The 21,387-nt window shown below is 36.2% G+C and carries 22 protein-coding genes; 8 read left to right on the top strand and 14 right to left on the bottom strand.

From position 1 onward, the window contains the following. The first annotated feature begins 90 nt into the window (after positions 1–90). The 4 genes from ACXACQ_RS13100 (at position 91) to ACXACQ_RS13115 (ending at position 5,312) form a co-directional block, all read left to right on the top strand. Complete coding sequence (locus ACXACQ_RS13100) at positions 91–1,269, top strand: PQQ-dependent sugar dehydrogenase (RefSeq protein ID WP_474976398.1); 1,179 nt, start codon at positions 91–93, stop codon at positions 1,267–1,269. A gap of 64 nt (positions 1,270–1,333) precedes the next feature. After that, on the top strand, positions 1,334–1,633 hold the full coding sequence (locus ACXACQ_RS13105) for a DUF6970 domain-containing protein (protein WP_474976399.1): 300 nt from the start codon (positions 1,334–1,336) through the stop codon (positions 1,631–1,633). A gap of 261 nt (positions 1,634–1,894) precedes the next feature. Further along, positions 1,895–3,427 (top strand): PhoX family protein, encoded by a 1,533-nt coding sequence (locus tag ACXACQ_RS13110; RefSeq protein WP_474976400.1) that lies wholly within the window; start codon positions 1,895–1,897, stop codon positions 3,425–3,427. 70 nt (positions 3,428–3,497) lie between these two features. Beyond that, positions 3,498–5,312: a cytochrome-c peroxidase gene (locus tag ACXACQ_RS13115; RefSeq protein WP_474976401.1), complete on the top strand. Its 1,815-nt coding sequence runs from the start codon at positions 3,498–3,500 to the stop codon at positions 5,310–5,312. Between the two features lie 2 nt (positions 5,313–5,314). On the opposite strand, the gene ACXACQ_RS13120 is transcribed toward ACXACQ_RS13115, so the two are convergent. The 10 genes from ACXACQ_RS13120 to ACXACQ_RS13165 all read right to left on the bottom strand — a co-directional run bounded on the left by ACXACQ_RS13120 (position 5,315) and on the right by ACXACQ_RS13165 (position 13,316). Continuing rightward, positions 5,315–6,004, bottom strand: a complete 690-nt coding sequence (locus tag ACXACQ_RS13120; RefSeq protein ID WP_474976402.1) for a lycopene cyclase domain-containing protein — start codon at positions 6,002–6,004, stop codon at positions 5,315–5,317. Then, positions 6,005–6,421: a sterol desaturase family protein gene (locus ACXACQ_RS13125; RefSeq protein WP_474976403.1), complete on the bottom strand. Its 417-nt coding sequence runs from the start codon at positions 6,419–6,421 to the stop codon at positions 6,005–6,007. It lies immediately after the preceding gene. 56 nt (positions 6,422–6,477) lie between these two features. Beyond that, a complete protein-coding gene (locus ACXACQ_RS13130) occupies positions 6,478–6,954 on the bottom strand; it encodes an SRPBCC family protein (RefSeq protein WP_474976404.1) in 477 nt (158 codons plus the stop codon). 2 nt (positions 6,955–6,956) lie between these two features. Beyond that, positions 6,957–8,411 carry an SDR family oxidoreductase gene (locus ACXACQ_RS13135; RefSeq protein WP_474976405.1) on the bottom strand — a complete coding sequence of 485 codons (1,455 nt, stop codon included), beginning with the start codon at positions 8,409–8,411 and terminating at the stop codon, positions 6,957–6,959. After that, positions 8,408–9,706, bottom strand: a complete 1,299-nt coding sequence (locus ACXACQ_RS13140; RefSeq protein WP_474976406.1) for a cryptochrome/photolyase family protein — start codon at positions 9,704–9,706, stop codon at positions 8,408–8,410. Before ACXACQ_RS13140 ends, ACXACQ_RS13135 begins: the two co-directional genes overlap by 4 nt. 18 nt (positions 9,707–9,724) lie before the next feature. Further along, the gene (locus tag ACXACQ_RS13145; RefSeq protein WP_474976407.1) at positions 9,725–9,859 is read right to left on the bottom strand and encodes a hypothetical protein; all 135 of its coding nucleotides are present in this window, start codon (positions 9,857–9,859) and stop codon (positions 9,725–9,727) included. Between the two features lie 119 nt (positions 9,860–9,978). Continuing rightward, positions 9,979–10,476: an isopentenyl-diphosphate Delta-isomerase gene (idi, locus tag ACXACQ_RS13150; RefSeq protein WP_474976408.1), complete on the bottom strand. Its 498-nt coding sequence runs from the start codon at positions 10,474–10,476 to the stop codon at positions 9,979–9,981. Positions 10,477–10,484: 8 nt separating this feature from the next. Beyond that, the gene (locus ACXACQ_RS13155) at positions 10,485–11,321 is read right to left on the bottom strand and encodes a phytoene/squalene synthase family protein (protein WP_474976409.1); all 837 of its coding nucleotides are present in this window, start codon (positions 11,319–11,321) and stop codon (positions 10,485–10,487) included. Further along, complete coding sequence (locus ACXACQ_RS13160) at positions 11,318–12,793, bottom strand: phytoene desaturase family protein (RefSeq protein WP_474976410.1); 1,476 nt, start codon at positions 12,791–12,793, stop codon at positions 11,318–11,320. Before ACXACQ_RS13160 ends, ACXACQ_RS13155 begins: the two co-directional genes overlap by 4 nt. Before the next feature lie 16 nt (positions 12,794–12,809). Continuing rightward, on the bottom strand, positions 12,810–13,316 hold the full coding sequence (locus tag ACXACQ_RS13165) for an RNA polymerase sigma factor (RefSeq protein WP_474976411.1): 507 nt from the start codon (positions 13,314–13,316) through the stop codon (positions 12,810–12,812). 561 nt (positions 13,317–13,877) lie between these two features. Between ACXACQ_RS13165 and ACXACQ_RS13170 the strand changes: the two genes are divergently transcribed. Beyond that, positions 13,878–16,421 carry a GEVED domain-containing protein gene (locus tag ACXACQ_RS13170; RefSeq protein ID WP_474976412.1) on the top strand — a complete coding sequence of 848 codons (2,544 nt, stop codon included), beginning with the start codon at positions 13,878–13,880 and terminating at the stop codon, positions 16,419–16,421. A gap of 219 nt (positions 16,422–16,640) precedes the next feature. Here ACXACQ_RS13170 and rplI read toward each other — a convergent pair whose 3' ends face one another. From rplI to rpsF, 3 genes are read right to left on the bottom strand one after another with little or no spacing between them, the layout of a single operon-like run. Beyond that, entirely contained in the window at positions 16,641–17,084 is a 444-nt protein-coding gene (gene rplI, locus ACXACQ_RS13175) for a 50S ribosomal protein L9 (protein WP_474976413.1), read from the bottom strand. 19 nt (positions 17,085–17,103) lie between these two features. Then, positions 17,104–17,355 (bottom strand): 30S ribosomal protein S18, encoded by a 252-nt coding sequence (gene rpsR, locus ACXACQ_RS13180; protein WP_474976414.1) that lies wholly within the window; start codon positions 17,353–17,355, stop codon positions 17,104–17,106. Further along, positions 17,352–17,720 carry a 30S ribosomal protein S6 gene (gene rpsF, locus ACXACQ_RS13185; RefSeq protein WP_474976415.1) on the bottom strand — a complete coding sequence of 123 codons (369 nt, stop codon included), beginning with the start codon at positions 17,718–17,720 and terminating at the stop codon, positions 17,352–17,354. The genes rpsR and rpsF overlap by 4 nt, the downstream gene beginning before the upstream one ends. Positions 17,721–17,851: 131 nt before the next feature. Between rpsF and ACXACQ_RS13190 the strand changes: the two genes are divergently transcribed. Both ACXACQ_RS13190 and ACXACQ_RS13195 read left to right on the top strand, forming a co-directional pair. Next, positions 17,852–18,913, top strand: coding sequence for a hypothetical protein (locus tag ACXACQ_RS13190; RefSeq protein ID WP_474976416.1), 1,062 nt, complete (start codon positions 17,852–17,854; stop codon positions 18,911–18,913). Then, positions 18,910–19,701, top strand: coding sequence for a DUF547 domain-containing protein (locus ACXACQ_RS13195; RefSeq protein WP_474976417.1), 792 nt, complete (start codon positions 18,910–18,912; stop codon positions 19,699–19,701). The genes ACXACQ_RS13190 and ACXACQ_RS13195 overlap by 4 nt, the downstream gene beginning before the upstream one ends. A gap of 30 nt (positions 19,702–19,731) precedes the next feature. Here ACXACQ_RS13195 and ACXACQ_RS13200 read toward each other — a convergent pair whose 3' ends face one another. Next, a complete protein-coding gene (locus tag ACXACQ_RS13200; protein ID WP_474976418.1) occupies positions 19,732–20,667 on the bottom strand; it encodes a coiled-coil domain-containing protein in 936 nt (311 codons plus the stop codon). 117 nt (positions 20,668–20,784) lie between these two features. On the opposite strand from ACXACQ_RS13200, the gene ACXACQ_RS13205 reads away from it, so the two are divergent. Next, the gene (locus tag ACXACQ_RS13205) at positions 20,785–21,366 is read left to right on the top strand and encodes a methyltransferase (RefSeq protein WP_474976419.1); all 582 of its coding nucleotides are present in this window, start codon (positions 20,785–20,787) and stop codon (positions 21,364–21,366) included. The last annotated feature ends 21 nt before the right edge of the window (positions 21,367–21,387 follow it).

A 21,387-nucleotide genomic window follows, 5' to 3' on the forward strand; every position in this document is an offset into this window, starting at 1 on the left:
GTTATTTGAAGCTCAACAGATAGTAAACCAATTTGGCTGATAGTTTTAATTCGATTTATAAAAACCTTATTTTAGATAAAAATCAAGAGTATGAAATTAAATCATTTGATTGTTTATATAGTAGCTTGTTTGTGTTTTTCGTGCGGAACCTCTAGTCATGATGAACAGAAATCAAATGAGGATACCACCGAATTAATAATGGCTGATAAGCCGGAGGTTGAAGGATCAAAAAATCAATTGGATTTAATAAACCTCCCGGAAGGATTTAAAATTGGTGTTTTTGCTGAAGTTGAAGATGCCCGTTCGCTTGCTGAGAGTCCATCGGGTGTTGTATATGTTGGTAATAGAGCCGAAAGCAAAGTATACGCACTGAAAGATGCTGATGGAGACGGTGTGGCAGAGGAGAAGTATATTATAGCTGATGGATTGAATTCACCTAATGGCGTGGCCTTTAAAGATGGAGACCTTTATGTGGCCGAAATTAGCCGAATTTTAAAATTTAAATCTATTGAAAAGGATTTGGCTAATCCTCCAGCTTACGAGGTAGTTTATGATAAATATCCAAGAGAAGGACACCATGGATGGAAATATATTGCTTTTGGACCAGATGGTAAACTATATGTGCCTGTAGGTGCTCCTTGTAATAATTGTAAAAGTGAAGATGAGATTTTTGCTACTATTACAAGGATGAATTCTGACGGATCTGGTTTTGAAATAGTAGCAAAAGGTGTACGTAATTCTGTTGGTTTTGATTGGAGTCCAGATGAAGGTAGCCTCTGGTTTACAGATAATGGTAGAGATAATTTAGGAGACGATTACCCTCCCTGCGAACTGAATAAAATGACGAAAATAGGAAGTCATTTTGGATATCCATTCTGCCATGGTGGAGATATTGCTGATCCTGTTTTTGGATCTGAGCGTTCTTGTTCTGATTTCGTAAAGCCTGCATTTAAATTTGGTGCGCATGTAGCTCCTTTAGGAATTGAGTTTTATACGGGGGGCATGTTTCCCGAAACTTATAAAGGTGATATTATAGTGGCTCAACATGGCTCTTGGAATAGGTCTAAGAAAGCAGGATATCGATTAATGCATGTGAAGGTTGAGAACGGTAAGGCTATAAACGCAGAGGTGTTTGCTGATGGTTGGTTAAATAATGCTACACAAGATAATTGGGGGAGGCCTGTAGATGTATTGCAGCGTTCTGATGGATCGCTTTTAGTTTCTGATGATTATGGTCATAAAATATATCGTATTACATATGAAAAATAATGTACTAATATACAGTTGGTTTTTAGTGTGTCTACTAATTTTTAACTGCAAAACTGAAGCACATATGAATGGTTGTTATGAAAAAAATGCAGTGCAAGAACTGAGTTGGTTGAAGCAAATAGTGGATAAACATCAAGAAAGTGATTTGAATCGAGAGGCCGTAATTTATGAATACAGTTTTAAAGGAGAACAAGTATTTTATGTAAATATGTGTGTGAATTGCCCAGATTTTATGACTATGGTGTACAACTGTAGAGGCGAGGTGATTTGCCAATCGGGAGGAATAATGGGAAGGAATACGTGTCCGGATTTTGAAGAAATGGCAAAGGATAAAAAGCTGGTCTGGAGTAATTCTAAAAAATAATAAGTGAAAAATAAAGAGGGCTTCTATTAAGAAGCCCTCTTTATTTAAAAACATTCTAATCAATGATGTTGAGGTAATATTTTATTAATCCATCTGGAAAGGTGATAGCATTATTTTTTATGTAATAAATTGAATGTTTGTTGTTTACGCTATAAATGGCTTAGATGAGGATTTCATTTAAGCTTAATGAAGTGGTTAAAATGGAGTCATATGCAGCAGGTAATATTGCAGTGACTTTAATCAACTGACAAACAAACAAAAATGAAATTATCTAAGAAGTTATTTTTAAGCCTATTAGTCATGGCAGTAGGAACTTCTTCAATCTTGTCTTCTTGTGAAGGAGATAAGGGCGAGGTGGGGCCACAAGGAGATCAGGGAGAGCAAGGACCTCAAGGGCCTGCAGGAGAAGATGGGGAAGATCTTACTTATGCAGACGTAGACATCGATACCATAGAATTTACTTCTATTACACCTGCTTTTATAACTGTTAAAGATGTTTCTGATGTAACAGTTAAGACCTTATTTAGTAGTGAAGATCAACTGCCATTATCATCAAATTATGTTTTTGGAGGTTCGGCTGATGGAGCTGGCCTGGTAGATATGGGTGATAAAGGGTATTGGTACTTTGTGAACAATGAAGATAATTATGCAATCTCTAAGATAGTTTTAAATAAGGATTTAGTGCCAGTGCATGGTTCTTATGTCTTAAATTCTTCTGCTTCAGGCACAAGGTTGTGCTCAGGCTCTATGGCCTACCCTGATATACATGGTTTTGGCCCCTTGTTTTTCTCTGCAGGAGAAAGTGGAAGAGAATCTCAGATCAAACGAGTAGATGTTTTAACCGCTAATGCCGGGTCAGCAGGTATACCAAGACCTATTACAGAATTTGGTAGGTGGAATGCTGAAAATGCCGCACCAATACCTTCTGCTGCTTTGGCTTCATTAAACGGAGTGAGCACGATGGTTATCATTGGTGATGATGATGGTAGCACTGGTAACTTGGGCATGTATGCGTCAGGATCTACTGGTGATTTAGTAAATGGCAGGGTTTATTTTCTTAAAAGAGATAATGAAAACCAAATAGAAACTCAGATGGAAGAAGGCGAGACTTATGACGTAACTTGGGAAGTTATAGAAAATGCTGCCGCTATGTCTGGAGAACAAATTAACAATTATATTAAAGATAATGGCGGTCTCGAGTTCGGTAGAGTAGAAGATGTAGACTACAGAAAAGGCAGTGGAGATGCTGGTCGTGAGGTTTGGTTTAATGTTACAGGTACTGATGGAGACAATAATGTTTCTTTAAATGGTAGGGTGTATAAATTGTATTTTGATGATGTAAATGATTTTACTAGTGCAAAGTTAACTTGTGTTATAGATGGAGATGTAGATAACAATGGAGCTATGTTTCATAACCCTGATAACATATGTGTAACAGAAAACTATGTTTATATTCAAGAAGATCCTAATGGTTATAATAGAGGTAATGCTCCTAGTAACGGGCAAGCGCATGCGGCTTACGTTTATCAGTATGATATAGCTAATAATACCATCAAAGTAGCTTTTGAAATAAATCAAATGGAGTCATACGGAGGGGGAGCACCAGGTGACTGGGAGTATGGTTCGTTAATAGATATAACAGATATCGTAAAATCAACTACACCTAAATTTATGTTAGGGGTGCAGGCTCATAAATGGCACGATGCCAAGTTTAAAGGTGCTGATGGTGGGGCCATTAGACCAGGTGAAGACCAGGGAAGTCAAGTGTTATTGATTGAAGGTCTTGGAAGATAATTTGTATCTACTCTTAATCTAATATACGTTCAAGAGGTAGGGGAAACCCTACCTTATTTTTGTTACTGCCGTGAAATATATCCTTCCTCTTATTATTCTTATCATTGCTTGCACCTCTGATAGACCTGTGAGCCATGATAATGCGAAAGTATTAAGCCAAATAGAAAGCCATTATAAAAAATCATTAGCCGATTTTTATCGTTCTACAGAGCAGCTAAAAACTGTTATTAAAACCGAATATAGAGATTCTGTAAAGGTAAGAAGTGCTTTCTATAATGCTCGCTTAAAGTATAAAGCGATAGAAACCATTGCAGAATTTTATAATCCGGATTATTGTAAAAGACTCAATGGGCCACCTGTTGATAAGGTAGATACTGGTGCTCCTGAGCGCATAATAGAAGCTACAGGATTGCAGGTCTTGGAAGAATACCTTTTCCCTAGCTATAATAAGGAAGTAGAAAAATTAGCTTTTACTGAGGCGGAGAGAATTTTTTACACTGCTGAAGTTTTAAGTAGAGAGAGCGAGGCATTAGTGCTTAATCATCAAAATGTGATAGAGGCGATTAAAGTAGAGTTCCTTAGATCAGTATCTCTGGGTATATCTGGTTTTGATAGTCCGCTTGCTTTTTATTCTTTAGAAGAAGCTCAGGCTATATATGATAATATTAGGCAGTTGATATTTATTTATGAGCCTTTAATTTCGGAGGAGTTAAAAGCCAAGTTGCGTGTGTCTTTCGATAATATTCATGAATACTTAAGTTCAGGAGATTTCAATAGTTTTGATAGGTTGCATTTTATTAAGCATCATTTACAGCCTTTGTACAGGTTAGTTTTTGACTGTCAAAATGAACTGGATATACCCAATAATCATATTTCATCTGCCATTAATTTTAGTGAGCCGGTATTGTTTGGTGCTCAATATTATAACCTGAATTACTTTGAGGGGCTTATGCCCAAAAATATCGATCATAAGGAGTTGACTCATTTGGGTGGTATGCTTTTTTATGATCAATCTTTAAGTAAAGAAAATGATAGGTCGTGTGCTACTTGTCATGTGCCGGCATTGGCTTTTACTGATGGACTTGCCAAAAGTATTGGGCTAGACAATAAAGAAATTATTAGAAATGCTCCAACATTGCTCAACTCGGGCCTTCAACAAGAATTATTTTACGATTCAAGAGCTAAAAGTCTTGAGACACAAATTGAAAATGTGGTGAATAATAAAAATGAACTTCATGGTTCAATGACTGAGATAGTGAAAATGTTGAAAGACAATGGGCACTACGATAGTATGTGGATTAAAGCATTTAACGATGGTGAAATAGATGCGAAAAAAGTAGAACTGGCTCTTGCTGCATATGTAAGATCATTGACCTCTCTCAATAGCCGTTTTGATCTATATTTGAGGGGAGAGGGGCAGTTGGATCGCCAAGAAATACTTGGGTTTAATTTGTATATGGGGAAAGCAAAATGTGGAACATGCCATTTCGCTCCACTTTTTAATGGTACAATACCTCCATTTTATACTGAAAATGAATCTGAAGTAATTGGCGTTTCAAAAACATCAGCAATGAAAACCTTAGACTTAGATTCGGGTAGATACCATATTTATGGAGGAGCGTTGAATTTATATGCTTTTAGAATACCCACCGTTCGGAATGTAGAGCTAACAGCGCCATACATGCACAATGGAGCTTTTACAACGCTAACCCAAGTAATTGATTTTTATAATAAGGGGGGAGGGAATGGTTTGGGCTTTAATATGGCGCATCAAACATTGCCTGAAGACAATTTGAATTTATCTAAAGAGGAGCAAGAATCAATAATAGCTTTTCTTAAAACGTTAACTGACAATCCCTTTGATAAACATAATTATTCGCTATAACCTTATTTATTTCTAGATCTAAAAAATTCAAATAAGGAAATATTAGACATGATCAATAGCATGCCGTAAAATGCGTCTTCAATTGGAATAGTACCCATTCTGAGGGCTAAGTTTTCATTGTTGTTATACCAGACCACTTCTTCTTCTATGCCAGTGCCGGTTAAAATACCATTAACGATGAAAAATGGAATTAACGTTACCAAATAAGTTAAGAGCATAGTGCCTGTATAGTGAGGTTTTTTTTTAATAATAACAATTAAGAAAATACTTAAAAGAAAAAATGTGGATGCGGTATACCACTTATCATTATTGAGTACAGCTAAAGTGAGTAGGAAGAATATTAAAAATGGGAATAGCGCAGCACCGACATGTTTAAGGTAATCTTTTTTAAATAAATGCTTAAAGGCGAAATAAGTAAAGGTGCATGCATAGGGCACACAAATAAAGAATAACCATTCTTCAATAGGAAGATGGAATATGTTAAGTCCCATTAAGTATTTTGGGTTAAAACCCCAAACACCAATAGCGGTGAAATACGCATCCCAAACAATGAAGATAGTAGCAACTATTGTCATAGCAGGAAAAAAGTTCTTCCACTCCTTGTAAAAAGAAGCCTTTTTATAAAAGCTAGCTATGAAGGGTATTGAGATAGTTAATATGTCGAGAATTAAGTAAAGGTATTTAGATTCCATTTATACCTTTTTTATATCCTTATTTTCATATTTTTTAGGTGCGTACAAAAAGCCAAATGCCTCACCTTCTTCTTTAGTGTGCTTTTTATGATGTATATGGTGGGCTCTAATCATTCTGTTTAGGTATTTGCTTCTGCTCTTGGGCCACCATTTTATCCGTTGGTGAACAATTACATCGTGAAAAATGAAATAGAAAATACCGTAGCATAAAATGCCTAAGCCAACTGCTACTAAATATGGGTTGTAAGTAACTATAGTAGCGTAGTAAAATAAACTAATGGAGATAACACTAAAAACTACAGCAAATAAGTCGTTACGTTCCAAGGTATGGTCGTGTTTTACATGATGCGATCTATGCCAGCTCCATAAAAAGCCATGCATTATATATTTATGGGTAAACCATGCTACAAATTCCATAAATAAAAAAGTGGCGATTGTTATTATAGCGCAGATTATGATAAGACTTGCTTCCATTAAATTTCTACTGACTTGGGGTTAAATACGGATTCTAACTTTTTAAATCGGTAATCAAATATACTGTTTACCTGTTTTTCTACAAATAAGGAGTTGGCGATACGGCCAAATATGCCAAAGGGTATGGCATAATTAACTTCATCATACATTTCTACTCCACCATTTACCTCTTTAAAATGATGTTGATGGTGCCACAAGGCATACGGGCCGAAGCGTTGTTCATCTACAAAATAGTAAGGTTCATCTACATGGGTGATTTCAGTGGTCCATTTTACAGGCACCATTGGTAATACATTTACCATATATTTAATAATCTGTCCTTGGTACATCTTGTCAGAGACAGAGATATATTTGATGTCAAACTTCATATGTGGAGGTGTAATTTCTTTTAGGTTTTTAGGACTTGAGAAATAATTCCACGCTTCATCAAGGCTTATTGGTAAAAACTGTTTTTTATGTAGGTTATATACTTTCATACTTAATGAGGCTTTGCGTTAACTATGTTTTTGGCCATGTGTGGAAATATGATAAAATGAAACGGTAAAACTGAATACCAATAAATTCTGCCCCATATGCCTAAAGGGCGAAATGTAGCTTTTTGAACGAGTTTTTTGCCATCTTCATTTTCTTTAATTTTAAATTCTAACCATGCTTCTCCCGGTAGTTTCATTTCGGCATATAATAACAAATGCCCTTTTTTAGGATCAGACTTAAGCACGCGCCAAAAGTCTAATGAATCTCCTGCTTTTAATTCATGCTGATCTCTTCTGCCTCTTCTTAAACCTACACCACCAACGGCCTTGTCCATAAAACCACGGATTTTCCATAAAAAATTGGCGAAATACCAGCCTGTAGTGCCTCCTATGGCCCACAGGTTTTGTTTCACAATATCGGTGTCCTTTTCAAATTTCACTTCTCTTATGTCATGAAAGCAGCCGTGATTAGGTACTTCTACAAAGTCCAGAAAGTTGTACCTGAATTTACGGTTCGAAATGGCATCTTTCCAGCTGGAAATGATGTTTTTTTGACTGATTTTACTAAATGCCATTTCAAGCATTTCTTGATAATTAAACAGCTTGAGAGGTACTATTTTCTGAATGCCCTCATTTTCCACTACTACATTGTGCTTCATGCTGTCTACCAAATTTCTGGCTAGAGAAAAAGAGGTAGAGGTCACAAAATATAGCCAAAGTGATGATAGCTTGGGGCTCAGCACTGGCACAGATATGATATTACGGTTTAGCTTACGACTTTTGGCATAGCCATACAACATTTCTTTGTAGGTCATAATATCTGGGCCACCTATGTCAAATACCTTGTCGTAACTCTCTTTTTGTAATAATAGGCCAGATAAGTACTCAATAACATTTCGTATTCCTATTGGCTGGCATTTACTTTTTAACCATTTTGGGGCTACCATTACCGGTAGTTTTTCTACCAAATCTCTAATGATTTCGAAAGATGCGCTGCCAGAACCTATGATTATTGCTGCTCTTAAAACAGTAAGCCCTTTTCCTTCTACCTTTAGTTTGTCTTCTACATTTTTTCGTGATTCTAAATGTTCTGACAGCTCATCGTCATTAGCAATACCACTAAGGTATATTATATGCTGAGCACTGGTGTTTTTAATATAACTGGCGAAATTCTCTGCGCTTCGCATTTCTTTTTCTGCAAAACCAGAATATGACCCGGTCATGGAATGAACAAGGTAGTAAGCAGCATCGATATCTTTAGGTAAACGAGTTAACGAGGAGTCGTCAAGTAAGTCCGCCTCTAATACTTCAACGTGCTGAAGAAAATCACTGTCGAAATCCTCCCAGTCAAATCTTCTTTTATCTCTTACAAGGCACACCACCTCGTGGCCTTCGTTGACCAGTACTGGAAGTAAACGCCTTCCTATATAGCCGGTGGAACCTGTAAGTAAAATTTTCATTTACCTAATGCTGTTTTGTAAGTATCTATAGCCTTTTCTCTCGCAGTCTTATGCTCTACAATAGGAGATGGGTAATCGTTGGTGTCATACTCTTTCACCCATTTTTTTACATATTTTAATTCAGGGTCAAATTTCTTTAATTGTGACTCTGGGTTAAATACTCTAAAATAAGGTTGAGCATCAGTACCTGTTCCGGCTGCCCATTGCCAACCACCATTATTTGAGGCTAGTTCATAATCTAACAATTTTTCTGCAAAATAAGCTTCGCCCCAGCGCCAATCTATCAATAAATGTTTTGTAAGAAAGCTTGCTACCACCATTCGTACTCTATTATGCATGTATCCAGTAGCATTGAGTTCGCGCATACCAGCATCTACTATAGGGTAACCGGTTTTTCCTTCGCACCAAGCCTTGAATTTTTCGTTGTCATTTTCCCACTTTAGGTTGTCGAACTTCTGATGGAAATTATCCTTTACCACTTTTGGGAAATGCCAGAGTATCATTTGGTAAAACTCTCTCCAAATAAGTTCGTTGATGTATGTGTCGCTAAGGTTTTGTGCCTGAGCCGCTAGTTTTCTAATGCTAATAGTGCCAAACCTTAAGTGCACGCCTAAGCGCGATGTTCCATCTATGGCCGGGTAATCTCGGTTTTTAGCATAATTGTTAAGTGTATGTTCACTTACGTTCTCAGATGGAATGGCTATGCTTGATGGTTGGAAACCCATATCATCTAATGTGATGGGGGTTTCAAATTTATGCTTTGCGAAGTTGCTAAAGTATAGAGCTGAAGGTGCTGACTCAAATGACTTTTTAGATAGCTTACTTTTCCATAATTTACTGTATGGGGTGAAAACAACATAAGGCGTGCCATCACTTTTAAGCACATCATCCTTCTCAAATATTACCTGATCTTTATAAGTTTTAAAAGTAATATTATTGTCCTTTAAAAGCTCGTTTATTTTTTCGTCTCGTTCACGAGCATATGGTTCGTAGTCTCTATTAGTATAAACTTCAGCTATATCATACTCTTTTATTAACGCCTCCCAGATTTGCTCTGGCGTTCCATATTTCACTTTTAAAGTGGAATCTTTTTCTTTTAGCTGTTGATTGATCCTGCTAACCTGATCATGAATAAAGCTAACCCTAGCATCAGATTTATTTTCAAGATCATCTAAAATATTTTTATCGAAAATGAATAGAGGTAAAATGGGATACTCACCTTCTAAGGCATTGTAAAGGCCAATGTTATCATCCAGTCTTAGATCCCTACGAAACCAGAATACAGATATTTTCATTGAATTGTTCACGTAATTCTAAATAGACTCAATCCTTTTAATCTCTTTTTGAATGGCATCTATTTCCATTCTTTTTAACGTATAAAGCTGCAATTCACCTTTCCGTTTCATGGTTTTCGCTTCCTTCACCATTCTGGATTTTCTTTTTTCCATCTTGGTCTTTTTGGTAGCAGTCTTATTTTGAAACAGTTTTAGAATTGAAATCATAGCACTATAGAAATGTAGTTTAAATACTAACACAATGACTAGTGCTATGTTTAACTAGGCTTATGTCAACTCATTTTTTCTACCAATATTTTAAACCAAGAAGTGTAGGCATTTGGGTTGCTGCTAATGTCTGACTTCAGGTCTTTTAAAGGTATGTATTTCCATTCCGCCACTTCTTCAGGGTTAATATTAGGGCTCCCTTCAAATTCACCAAGGTATACATGATCTAGTTCGTGCTCGGTCATGCCATGGTCTAAAGCAACTTTGTAAATGAACTTATACGCATATTCTGGCTGAAAACTGATGCCCATTTCTTCCATCAAACGCCTTTTAGTTGCCTCTTTTAATGATTCTCCAGGCCTGGGATGACTACAGCAAGTGTTTGTCCATAGCCCTCCGGAGTGGTATTTATGATTAGCTCTTTTTTGTATTAAAAGGTCACCGTTTTTATTAAATAAGATTACAGAAAATGCTCTATGCAATAAGCCTTTTTCATGAGCTTCTAACTTTTCCATAGTTCCTATTTCATTGTCGCGGCTATCAACAAGTATTACTTCTTCCATTTAAAGGGTTATATGAGATTAAGTCTGTGTTTTAGATAGGTAGAACACAGAAGTGAAAATTTACGTGGGTTGGGTATTCTAATTCGTTGTTTAAGAACATGGTTTGACGGTGTTCTTTTTATTTTTTCAAATAGTTGATAATAATAAACATATGCCAAGTATACGCCAAACTTAGCACAAGAAGGTAGTTTTTTTATCCCTTCAAAACCCATTTTGAAATCTTTCTCAATGTCCTTCTCAATTTCTTTTTTACTGATGTCATTAAATTGATTGATTTCAATCCCAGGGAAATAACTTCGGCCCATTTTTAGGTAATCGGCCTGTAAATCTCTAAGGAAATTTATTTTTTGAAATGCAGAGCCTAGTTTCATAGCGTAGGGCTTAAGGTGTAGGTATTCTTGTTCATTGCCTTTGCAAAATACTTTCAGGCACATTAAACCAACAACCTCTGCCGATCCCAAAATGTATTCTTCATATTTAGCCTGATCGTACGCAGTTTTATATAAATCCATTTCCATGCTGTATAGAAATTGATCAATAAGTGTATGGTCAATTTTAAATGTATTTACCACATGCTGAAAGCTATTAAGAATAGGGTTTAGGCTAATACCTTCCTCTATGGCTGTATAAGTATCGTCTTTAAAGCGGTTGAGTAGCACCTCTTTGTTGTAGTCATGAAAAGTATCTACAATTTCATCTGCAAAACGTACGAAACCGTATATGGAACAAATAGGGTCCCTAATTTCTTTTTCCAGACAACGAATGCCTAGAGAAAATGATGTGCTATATGCATGGGTTGTTAACCTGCTGCATTTCACAGAAACTTCATCGTAAAGTGCTTTCATTCTTTACTATTTATAATTTGCTGAGCTGCTACCTGACCTGAGATTAGTGCTGGAGGCACGCCAGGACCAGGAACTGTTAGTTGCCCAGTATAATATAAGTTTTTTATTTTAGTATTATGCATACTTGGTTTTAAAATGGCTGTTTGCTTTAGGGTGTTAGCTAGGCCGTAAGCATTTCCTTTAAAAGCATTATAGTCATCAATAAAATTTGAGTGAGCATATGATTTTTTATAAATCACATGATCTTTTATGCTGTCCTTCGTTAATTTTTCAAGGCGCTGCATTATAAGGTCATAATATTCTTCTTTTATGCTCTCAGAGTCTTCTAAGCCTGGCGCCACAGGTATTAGTATAAATATATTTTCCATGCCATCAGGGGCTACCGTATCATCCGTTTTTGAAGGGCAGCAGACATAAAATAATGGTGCTTTAGGCCACTTAGGGTTCTCGTATATTTCTGACGCATGTATTTTAAAATCCTCATCAAAAAATAGGTTATGATGAAGAAGGTTTTTTATCTTTTTATTAACCCCTAAATAGAAAATTAATGAACCAGGAGCTAGGTCTCTATTGTTCCAGTACTTTTCATCGTATTTTCTGTATTCCTTAGGAATCAAATGTTGCTCTATATGATGGTAATCAGCTCCTCCTACAAAATATTCATGTTTATAAGAAGCTTGGTGGTTGGTTAATGAAGTAGCTCTGTTATTGGCTATATTAATAGCCGAAATGTCTGTATTGTATTTAAAATCTACGCCTAATGACTGTGCTAATGTCACCATTCCGCTCACAATTTCGTGCATTCCACCCTGTGGATACCACGTGCCTAATGAAATATCAGCATAATTCATCAAGCTGTATAAAGCGGGTGTTTTTTCAGGCATAGCTCCCAAAAAGAGCACTGGGAACTCTAGTAGTTGAACAATCTTAGGGTTCTTAAAGAATGTTTTTATGTATTTAGATATAGACTGAAATACATGGAGTTTAAAAACACCTTTGATCAATCGCTTGTCATAAAACTCGGATATAGATTTACCTGGTTTGTAAACCAAGTCTTCCATACCCACTTTATACTTATATTCGGCTTCTTGTAAAAAAGCTTTTAGCTTATTTGCGCTCCCTTTTTCAAGGCTTTCAAATAGAGCATATATATCTTCTAATTTGGCCGGTATGTCAGTGTAATCGTCTTCACCCCAATAAACTCGATAGGAGGGATCTAGCCTGACTAATGAATAATAGTCTGCAGCTGATTTTCCAAACTTATTAAAAAAGCTTTCAAAGACATCGGGCATCCAGTACCAACTAGGCCCCATATCAAAAGTAAAGCCCTGGGCTTCGAACTTACGTGCTCGACCACCAGGGCTTTCATTCTTTTCGTATATTGTTACCGTGTAATCTTCTTTGGCAAGGGCACAAGCCGCGGCTAAGCTAGAGAAGCCCGATCCAATAATTCCTACATCTTTTTTTTTCATTAATTAATAAGGCTTATTATTTAGCATAAGCTACTAATTTTTTCTGTATTTCTTTTCTGGCGTGAAAAATTCTGTTTTTCACTGTACCGATCGGAATATCTAATTGATCAGCAATCTCATGATATTTATATCCCTCTACATGCATTTGGAATGGTTGAAGTAAGTCTCCTTTAACTTCATTTACACAGTCCATGATATCAGCATATTCGAAAGAACTATCAGGAGAGTTAAATGTATAATCATCAGCTACGTTTAAGTAGTATAACTCTTTAGTGTCATCATGAGTAGTTCTTGCTCTTTGAGCTTTTCTATAATTGTTAATAAAGGTATTTCTCATGATGGTATACAACCAACCTTTCAAGTTTGTGTTTTGTTTAAACTTATCTCTATAAGTTAATGCCTTAAGCACTGTGTCTTGAATTAGGTCTTCAGATTCTTCCTGGTCTTTGGTGAATCTTCTAGTAAACAGTTCTAATGTATCAGTTAAAGATGCAATTCTGTGGTTAAATTCGATAGCGGTCATTTTGTTTTATAAGTTAATCAGACGTTAAACATTTTTACTGATGCGGAGAATTGCTTTAGCTTGGAGAATGAGACAAAACTCTTGATCAGTTACAGGTCACAGTTGAAAAATCGTGCTAAAACTGAAAGAGGTGCTGCTTGGGAGAGGGTGGTGAAGGCTAAATCAGTTAATACTTATCAAAATCAATGTTTTTTTATCTGTAAAATGGGATGCCAAACTTTTAACAGTTGTAGGGTGCCTCGTTTTTTGTGGGGAATTGTGTGGAAAGTAGTGGACATAATTCCACAACTTTTTGGTTAGTAATTGGGGAATTGATTCCCAACTACACCGCAAATTCCTAGAGACTAACAGCAAATATCTATATAAAAGTTAGTTTTTAGAGATGGGTAAAAACATGTAAAAAGGTACATAGTCAGAATTTATTATTGTCATTATGTTTTATTTTAAATAATTACACCTGTTATTTGCGGATGTGTTGTGATTAAATTTGGTTTCTGGTTCAACTCGCTGACCAATTCTTTCATACACATTAATCAATTTTAAACCTAACCGAAACTATTTATGTTAAAACGTTTACTCGTTGGCTGCATGGTCGCATGTAGCTTATCATCGGCCTATGCCCAAAAAAGTGTGTCGCACCGCAGTTGTGCTGCGGAAGAAGTCTTAGCGAAACAAAACCTAGATCCTAAGACCGCAAGAAAAAGACAGCAGATAGCTGATTTAACACGTTCATTTATCGAAAAAAGAAAGAATGGACTTGTGGCTGCAAGAACAGGTGTACTTACAATTCCTGTTATAACTCATGTTATATATAATACTGATCAAGAAAATATCAGTGATGCGCAAATTCAGTCACAAATAGATGTGTTGAATGAAGATTTCAGAAAATTAAATAGCGATGTAGGAAATGTGCCAGATGAATTTGCTGGTGTTGTTGCTGATTTTCAAATAGAATTTGTGAACTCTCAAGTTACTAGGAAATATAGTACTAGAACTAGCTGGGGTACTAACGATGCCATGAAAAAATCATCGCAAGGTGGAGTTGATCCTATTGATCCTGCCCATTACATGAACATGTGGATATGTAATATAGGTGGAGGTATTTTAGGATATGCTCAATTCCCTGGTGGCCCGGCTGCTACTGATGGAGTAGTATTCTCTCCTCAGTACTGTGGTAGCATTGACAAAGAACCAGCTGGAGAGACTTTTTATTTAGATGCTCCATTTGACAAAGGTAGAACTGCTACGCACGAAGTGGGTCACTATTTAAACTTACGTCATATCTGGGGTGATGGAGGATGTTCTGTAGATGATTTTGTGAGTGATACTCCATTAGCTGCAGAGCCTAACTATGGTTGTCCTTCTTATCCATCTAAATCTTGTTCTTCAAATGGCGGATTTACAAGTGATATGTTCATGAACTACATGGATTATGTAGATGATGCCTGTATGGTGATGTTCTCTGCAGGACAAAAAGCACGTATGGATGCTATTTTTGAGCCAGGTGGACCAAGAGACGAATTGGGAACAGCAGAGCTTTGTGAGTTGCCTGCACCAACTGGTTTAGCAGTGGCTAATGTTGAAGATTACAGCTTTGACTTATCTTGGGATGCTGTTTCTGGAGCTTTATCATATGATGTTACTGTTGGTAGCTTATCATTCAATGTGTCCGACACTGAATTAACTGTTGATGGCCTTGAGTCTGGAACAACATACGCATGTAAAGTAAGAGCAAGATGCGAAGAAAGTGGAGGAGTTTTTAGTTCAGCATTAGAGGTGACTACTACTCTTAATAACTGTAATGTAGGACCAGTAACCCTATCAATTGAGTTTGACGAGTACCCAGAGGAAACATCTTGGACCTTAGTACAAGGCGAAACAGTTGTGTATGAAGGAGGGGGTTATTCTGGAGGTTCTATTACTGAGACTTTAGAGTTAGAAGCAGGAATGTATACGTTTTCTATATATGATACTTATGGAGATGGTATTTGCTGTGACTATGGAAATGGATTTTATTCTTTGTCTGATGGTAGTGGTGTTAGTATTATTTCTGGAGGAGCATATGGTAGCGGAGAATCTAAAGTATTCTGTATAGAAGGTGATTTACCTAACGATATTGAGGCGCCTACAGCCCCAACTGAGCTTGTAGCTACTGTTACTGAAACTACAGCTACTTTAACATGGACTGAGTCATCAGATAATGTAGAAGTGATCGGTTACAATGTATACCAAGACGGTACTTTATTAGCTGAGTCTGATAGTCTAAGCTATACTGCATTTAACTTAGTAGCGGGTACTAGTTATACATTCACTGTAGAAGCATTCGATGCTGCAGGAAATGTGTCTTCTGCCACTTCAGTAGAGGTAACTACTGCCGTAGTTGATGTTGAGTATTGTACATCTGCTGGTAATAATTCATCTGATGAATATATTAAGTCATTCACTTTAGGTAGTATCAATAATACATCTGGTAATGATGGCGGATATGGCGATTATACTTCACTTTCAACTAGCTTAACTGTAGGTGCTAGCTATAACTTCACTCTTACTCCAGAATGGACAGGTAAAATATATCGTGAAGCATATGCTATTTGGATTGATTACAATCATGATGGCGATTTTGATGATGCCAATGAAAAAGTATATAGTAAGTCTCTTTCAACAAGTGCATCTATCAGTGGATCATTCACTGTTCCATCAGCGGCTATCTCTGGTTTAACAAGAATGAGAGTAAGCATGAAGTACAACGGTACTCCTTCAGCGTGTGAAACGTTTAACTACGGAGAAGTTGAAGATTATGCCGTTATAATTGGTGGAGCAGCACGTTCAGTGATGTCTCAAATTGTAAACACTATTGATTTTAATGTTTACCCTAACCCAGCATCTTTAGAAGCCAACGTTAAATTTAATGTTTCAGGAGAAGCAAGAGATATTAATGTAGCGGTTTATGATAATATGGGTAAAGTAGTTTACTCAAAAGTATTAGCCGGTTTAGCTGGTAGCCATGAAGAGACTATTGATGTTAGCGGCCTTAAAACAGGTCTTTACCATGTGGTAGTTACAGGGGCTGCGCTTAAAGAAACTAGAAGTTTAATAGTTAAATAATTACAACTAGGTTCAATTATATGGAAAGGACTGCCTTAGGGTAGTCCTTTTTTTATGTCCTAATTAAGCTATTAATTGATGTTATTTATTTATAACCTTTTAAGTGTTATTAGCTTCTTGTCTGAGTATTAGATTACCTAAATACGGATGTTATAGAAAATAGGGCATAAAAAAAGCCTTACAGAAATGTAAGGCTTTTTTAGTAATAATGGATAATGCTTATTCAGCTACTACCACAATTTGGATGTCATGTTGTACATCTCTGTGTAGATCTAAAGTAGCACTGTATTCTCCGATATTTTTGATATTCTCGTTAAAGCCGATTTTCTTCTTATCGATTTCAAATCCTTTAGCTTTAAGTTTATCAGCTACTTGAGTAGTAGTGATAGCACCGAATATTTTACCGCTCTCACCAGCTTTAGTACCGATCTCAATAGTAAGATTTCCGATATTTTTAGCTAATTCTTCAGCGTCTTTTTTAATTTTCTCTGCTTTGTGAGCAGCTTGCTTGATGTTCTCAGCTATCATTTTCGCGTTTGATTTATTAGCGATGATAGCATATCCCTGAGGGATTAAATAGTTACGTCCATAACCTGGTTTAACATCAACTGTATCGTTTTTGTAACCAAGTCCTTGAATATCTTGCGTTAATATTACTTCCATAATAATTAATTCAATCTTATTATTTTAAAGAATCGGTTACATAAGGTAATAAACCTAGGTGTCTAGCTCTTTTTACAGCTTGAGACACTTTCTTTTGGAATTTAAGGCTTGTGCCTGTAATTCTTCTAGGTAAAATTTTACCTTGTTCGTTTACAAATTTCAACAAGAAGTCAGGATCTTTGTAATCGATATATTTTATACCATTTTTCTTAAAACGGCAGTATTTGCTTTTGTTTTCGTTCCTGTTTACAGGTTCGTTCATTAATGTCATTTCGCTGGCTCCTCCTTAGCCTTCTTCTTATCTTTTCTAAATGCACCTTTTCTACGCTTCTCGTTATACTCGATCGCGTGCTTGTCTAAAGAAACAGTTAAGAATCTCATTACTGCTTCATCCCTTCTGAATTCAGTCTCTAACTTGTCTACTAAGGTAGGTTCTGCCGCAAATTCTACAAGGTTGTAAAAGCCAGTAGACTTATGCTGGATTGGATAAGCCAGCTTTTTTAGTCCCCACTGCTCTTCGTTGATGATTTCTGCACCACCATCCGTAATTACTTGTACGAATTTTTTGACAGTATCCTTCATCTGCTCTTCAGACAAAACGGGATTTAGTATGAATACCGTCTCGTAATTTTTCATAGGATTACTAATTAATTGTTAAAAATTTGAGGGTGCAAACTTAAGTAATTTTTATCTAGGAAGGAAACTTGCTTATAAATTTTTATTAGCTATTTTCGTTAGCCTCTTCACTTGCTAACTATTTGTTTGCCATGCGAATTTACACCCTTTTATCTTTATGGTTACTATGTTACTCACTGGTTTATGCACAGCAGTCCAATGATGACATGAAAAATGCGTTATGGCTCCCGATAGATTCAGCTTATACATCTCAAACCAATGGTAATACGGTAGAAATTGACTGTATAGACGAAAAGCTGACAGGTAAATGCATTAAGTATCATAACGATCAATGGTTTTTGTTTACGGCCGATACCTCTGAATCATTATTTATAAATATTAGTGGGCAACGGTGTCGTGATTTCTTGGGAGTGCAATTAATTGTACTGGAAGGGGAGCTTTGTAGCCCTGAAACCTATTCGATACTACAATGTGTTTCTTTGGCTAATCATGATGATGTTTTTATAGAACTGCAGGATTTGACAGTAGGGCAGATGTATTGGTTAAATGTGGATGGTTATCTTAATGATTATTGTAAATATGATATAGAGGTGAGCCATAAGCCAAAGGGTGTCAATCCTATTTATGATGGCTCGTTGTTAAAGGATGTAACAATTGATAAAGTACCTGGGAAGAATGTAATAAAATGGAGTATTCCCGAAGAGCTAGTACCAAAAGTAAGTGTTACTTTGATTTATAGAAAGAGAACAAACGAATTTAAGTACCATCAAATTAAAAACGTACCGCTAATTTATAATGCTATCGGTGAAGTGAAAACGGATTATTCCGTAACCGATTATGTTACTTATGCAGTCGGCTATGAATATAAGCTGGTGGTGGTTATGAATGATAGTAGAAAGGTTAATGTTAAAGACTTCGCTGTTTCTATATCTTATGATAAAACTGCCATAATAAAATTGCCGACTTCTGAGGGGAAAAGGAATAACTATGAGGTGAAGGTATATACGAATAAAGATGAGCCTGAAGATACTTTTACTGTTTCGGGACTAGAAAAACGCTATGCTCACATTTCTATTTATAAACAGAAATACTTGGATCAGGGCATTCACTTTCTAAAAGTGGATGTCGTGTACTCTGCTTACACCGATAGCTTTTATGTAGACCTTGATAATAATATTATAAAGCCATTATGATGAAAGCATTCATCAGTTGCGTAATCATATTTCTGGCGCTGATAATATGTTCTTCATGCCATGAAGAACATACGTATAATCAGGCAGGTGCTGAAATTCCAAGTTATGCTCAATGGGCATATTTATTAAAGAAGCATGTCAACGAAGAAGGATTGGTTGACTATGAAGGTATACTGCTAGAAAGTGAAATGCTAGATAAGGTAGTAGATGAAGTAACACATGTTGCACCCGATACCAGTGCTTGGAGTAATGAGGAGCAACTAGCTTATTGGATCAATACTTATAATATCATGGTAGTGAAATTAATAGTAGATCATTACCCTGTCAGTAGTATTCAGCATTTAAATCCAATTTTATACATACCCAAATATCGCACGGTGTGGACTGATGAGTTCTTTGAAATAGGAGGAAAGCCTTGCAGTCTCGATCATATAGAACATCATATTTTGAGGGTGAAGTTTAACGAGCCTAGAATACACTTTGCTATCAATTGTGCGTCAATGTCGTGCCCTCGGTTAAAAGCTTCGCCATATACAGATTCTACACTCTATGATGATTTGGATGTGCAAGCTCAGTTGTTTGTTAATGACTCTACTCGTAATTATGTATCCGAAAGAGAATTAAAACTATCTAAAATATTCAAATGGTTTAAAGTAGACTTTACTAAACATGGTTCGCTCATAGATTTTATCAGTCAATACACTGAAGTTAAAATTGATAGTAATGTAGAGGTAAATTATAAAAGCTATAATTGGCAGATCAATAAACAAAAAGAGGCCGCTCATTGAGCGGCCTCTTTTTGTTTATGATTATGTGGGTTACTTTACTTCAAATTGTTCTGTACCCATTTTATAACTGTCGGTGTAAATGTCCATGGTATAAATGCCTTCTTCCCACTCACTACCTTTTTGGTATTCAAAAGTCAACTGTTGTTTTGTGTTGTCAAACAGTATTTCCTGACTTGCCGTGTAAAACTCCTCTTTACCATTGTACATAAATGTACCCGAACCTTTGGCTACATCAAATATAACCTGCCCATTACCATCAGTTATTTTAACTATAATGTCTTTGCCCTCAATAGGTGCTACTTTGTTTTCAGCTATGTTGAATACAACTTTCACCTTATCAATTTGTCTGCTTTTAAAAGGAGACTCTCTTTCTTTTCCTCTACTATTTACCGCTAATACTTGCACATTTTCAGCTTTCAATTGAGAAGCCACCGCCACTTTATCTTGTAGCTTTTCCTGAGTTTGTCTAAATCTGTGTATGCTATCAGATAGCTGATTTTTTTCTGTTTTTAAAGTAGTATTTTCAGTTAAAAGCTCATCGTTAACATTTTTTAAACGATTGATCTCTTCATCTTTAGCCTTTAATAGCACTTCGTACCCACCTACTTTATCTTTCAGGTTTCTTATTGTTCTTCGTGAAGCAGTTTGCTGGCGGGCGAGCTCTTTTTCAATGTCAGCCTTAGCCTTTTCAAGTTCATCCACATTTCCTCCGAGCTCACGGATTTGCTCAATTTTAAGATCTAATTCCGCTCTTATGTCAGTGAGCTTTTGCATAGTAGTGGCCAATTCTTCTTCTGTAGAAGCTAGCTCTGTTTCGCGTGCTACACTAGATTGGTGATCGAGGTAAATTTTAACGCCCTGTACTATAATTATAATAGCCAGAATAACAACAACTATTGCAGTCTTGCGATTAGACTTTTTCGATTCCGGTGTTGAAGTGTTATTGTTAGAATTATTTTCAACCATATATGTTAAATGCTTGCAGTTAATTTTTATTTGCTTGTAAATTTATTCTTTCTTAAGTATAAATCAATGAAAAGCGTTTCATTTTGAGCTATAACGCTTTCATAACCCATTAGTTTTATGGCATTAGATGAAAATTATTGGAGTAGCAGGTACAATGACGCAGACACACCCTGGGATATGGGACAGATTACCACTCCAATAAAAGAATATATTGATAGTTTAAAAGACAAATCTCTAAATATATTAGTGCCTGGAGCCGGCACAGGGCATGAGCCTGCCTATATTTATAAAAAAGGCTTTAAAAATGTGAAGGTGATAGATATCTCTGAGTTACCCTTGCAAAAGTTAAAAGCCAATTATCCTGATTTCCCTGAAGAAAACTTACATCATCAAGACTTCTTTCTATTTGAAGGTGAATTTGATTTAATTGTAGAGCAAACTTTCTTTTGTGCGCTAAACCCACAATTGCGAACAGATTATGCTCAAAAGATGCATGACCTATTAAAGCCTCAAGGAATTTTGGCGGGGGTATTGTTTAACTTTGAAGGAGATGATGGACCTCCTTTTGGAGGTAATAAAGAAGAGTACTTGACTTATTTTGAGCCATTGTTTGAAGTGATTAAAATGGAAGAGTGCTACAATAGCGTGGGTAGAAGGGCCGGTAAAGAATTGTTTATTCAATTAAAAAAGCGAGTATGATTGGAGAAACAATTTCACAAT

The organism is Fulvivirga sp. AWR4_260 (assembly GCF_056158185.1).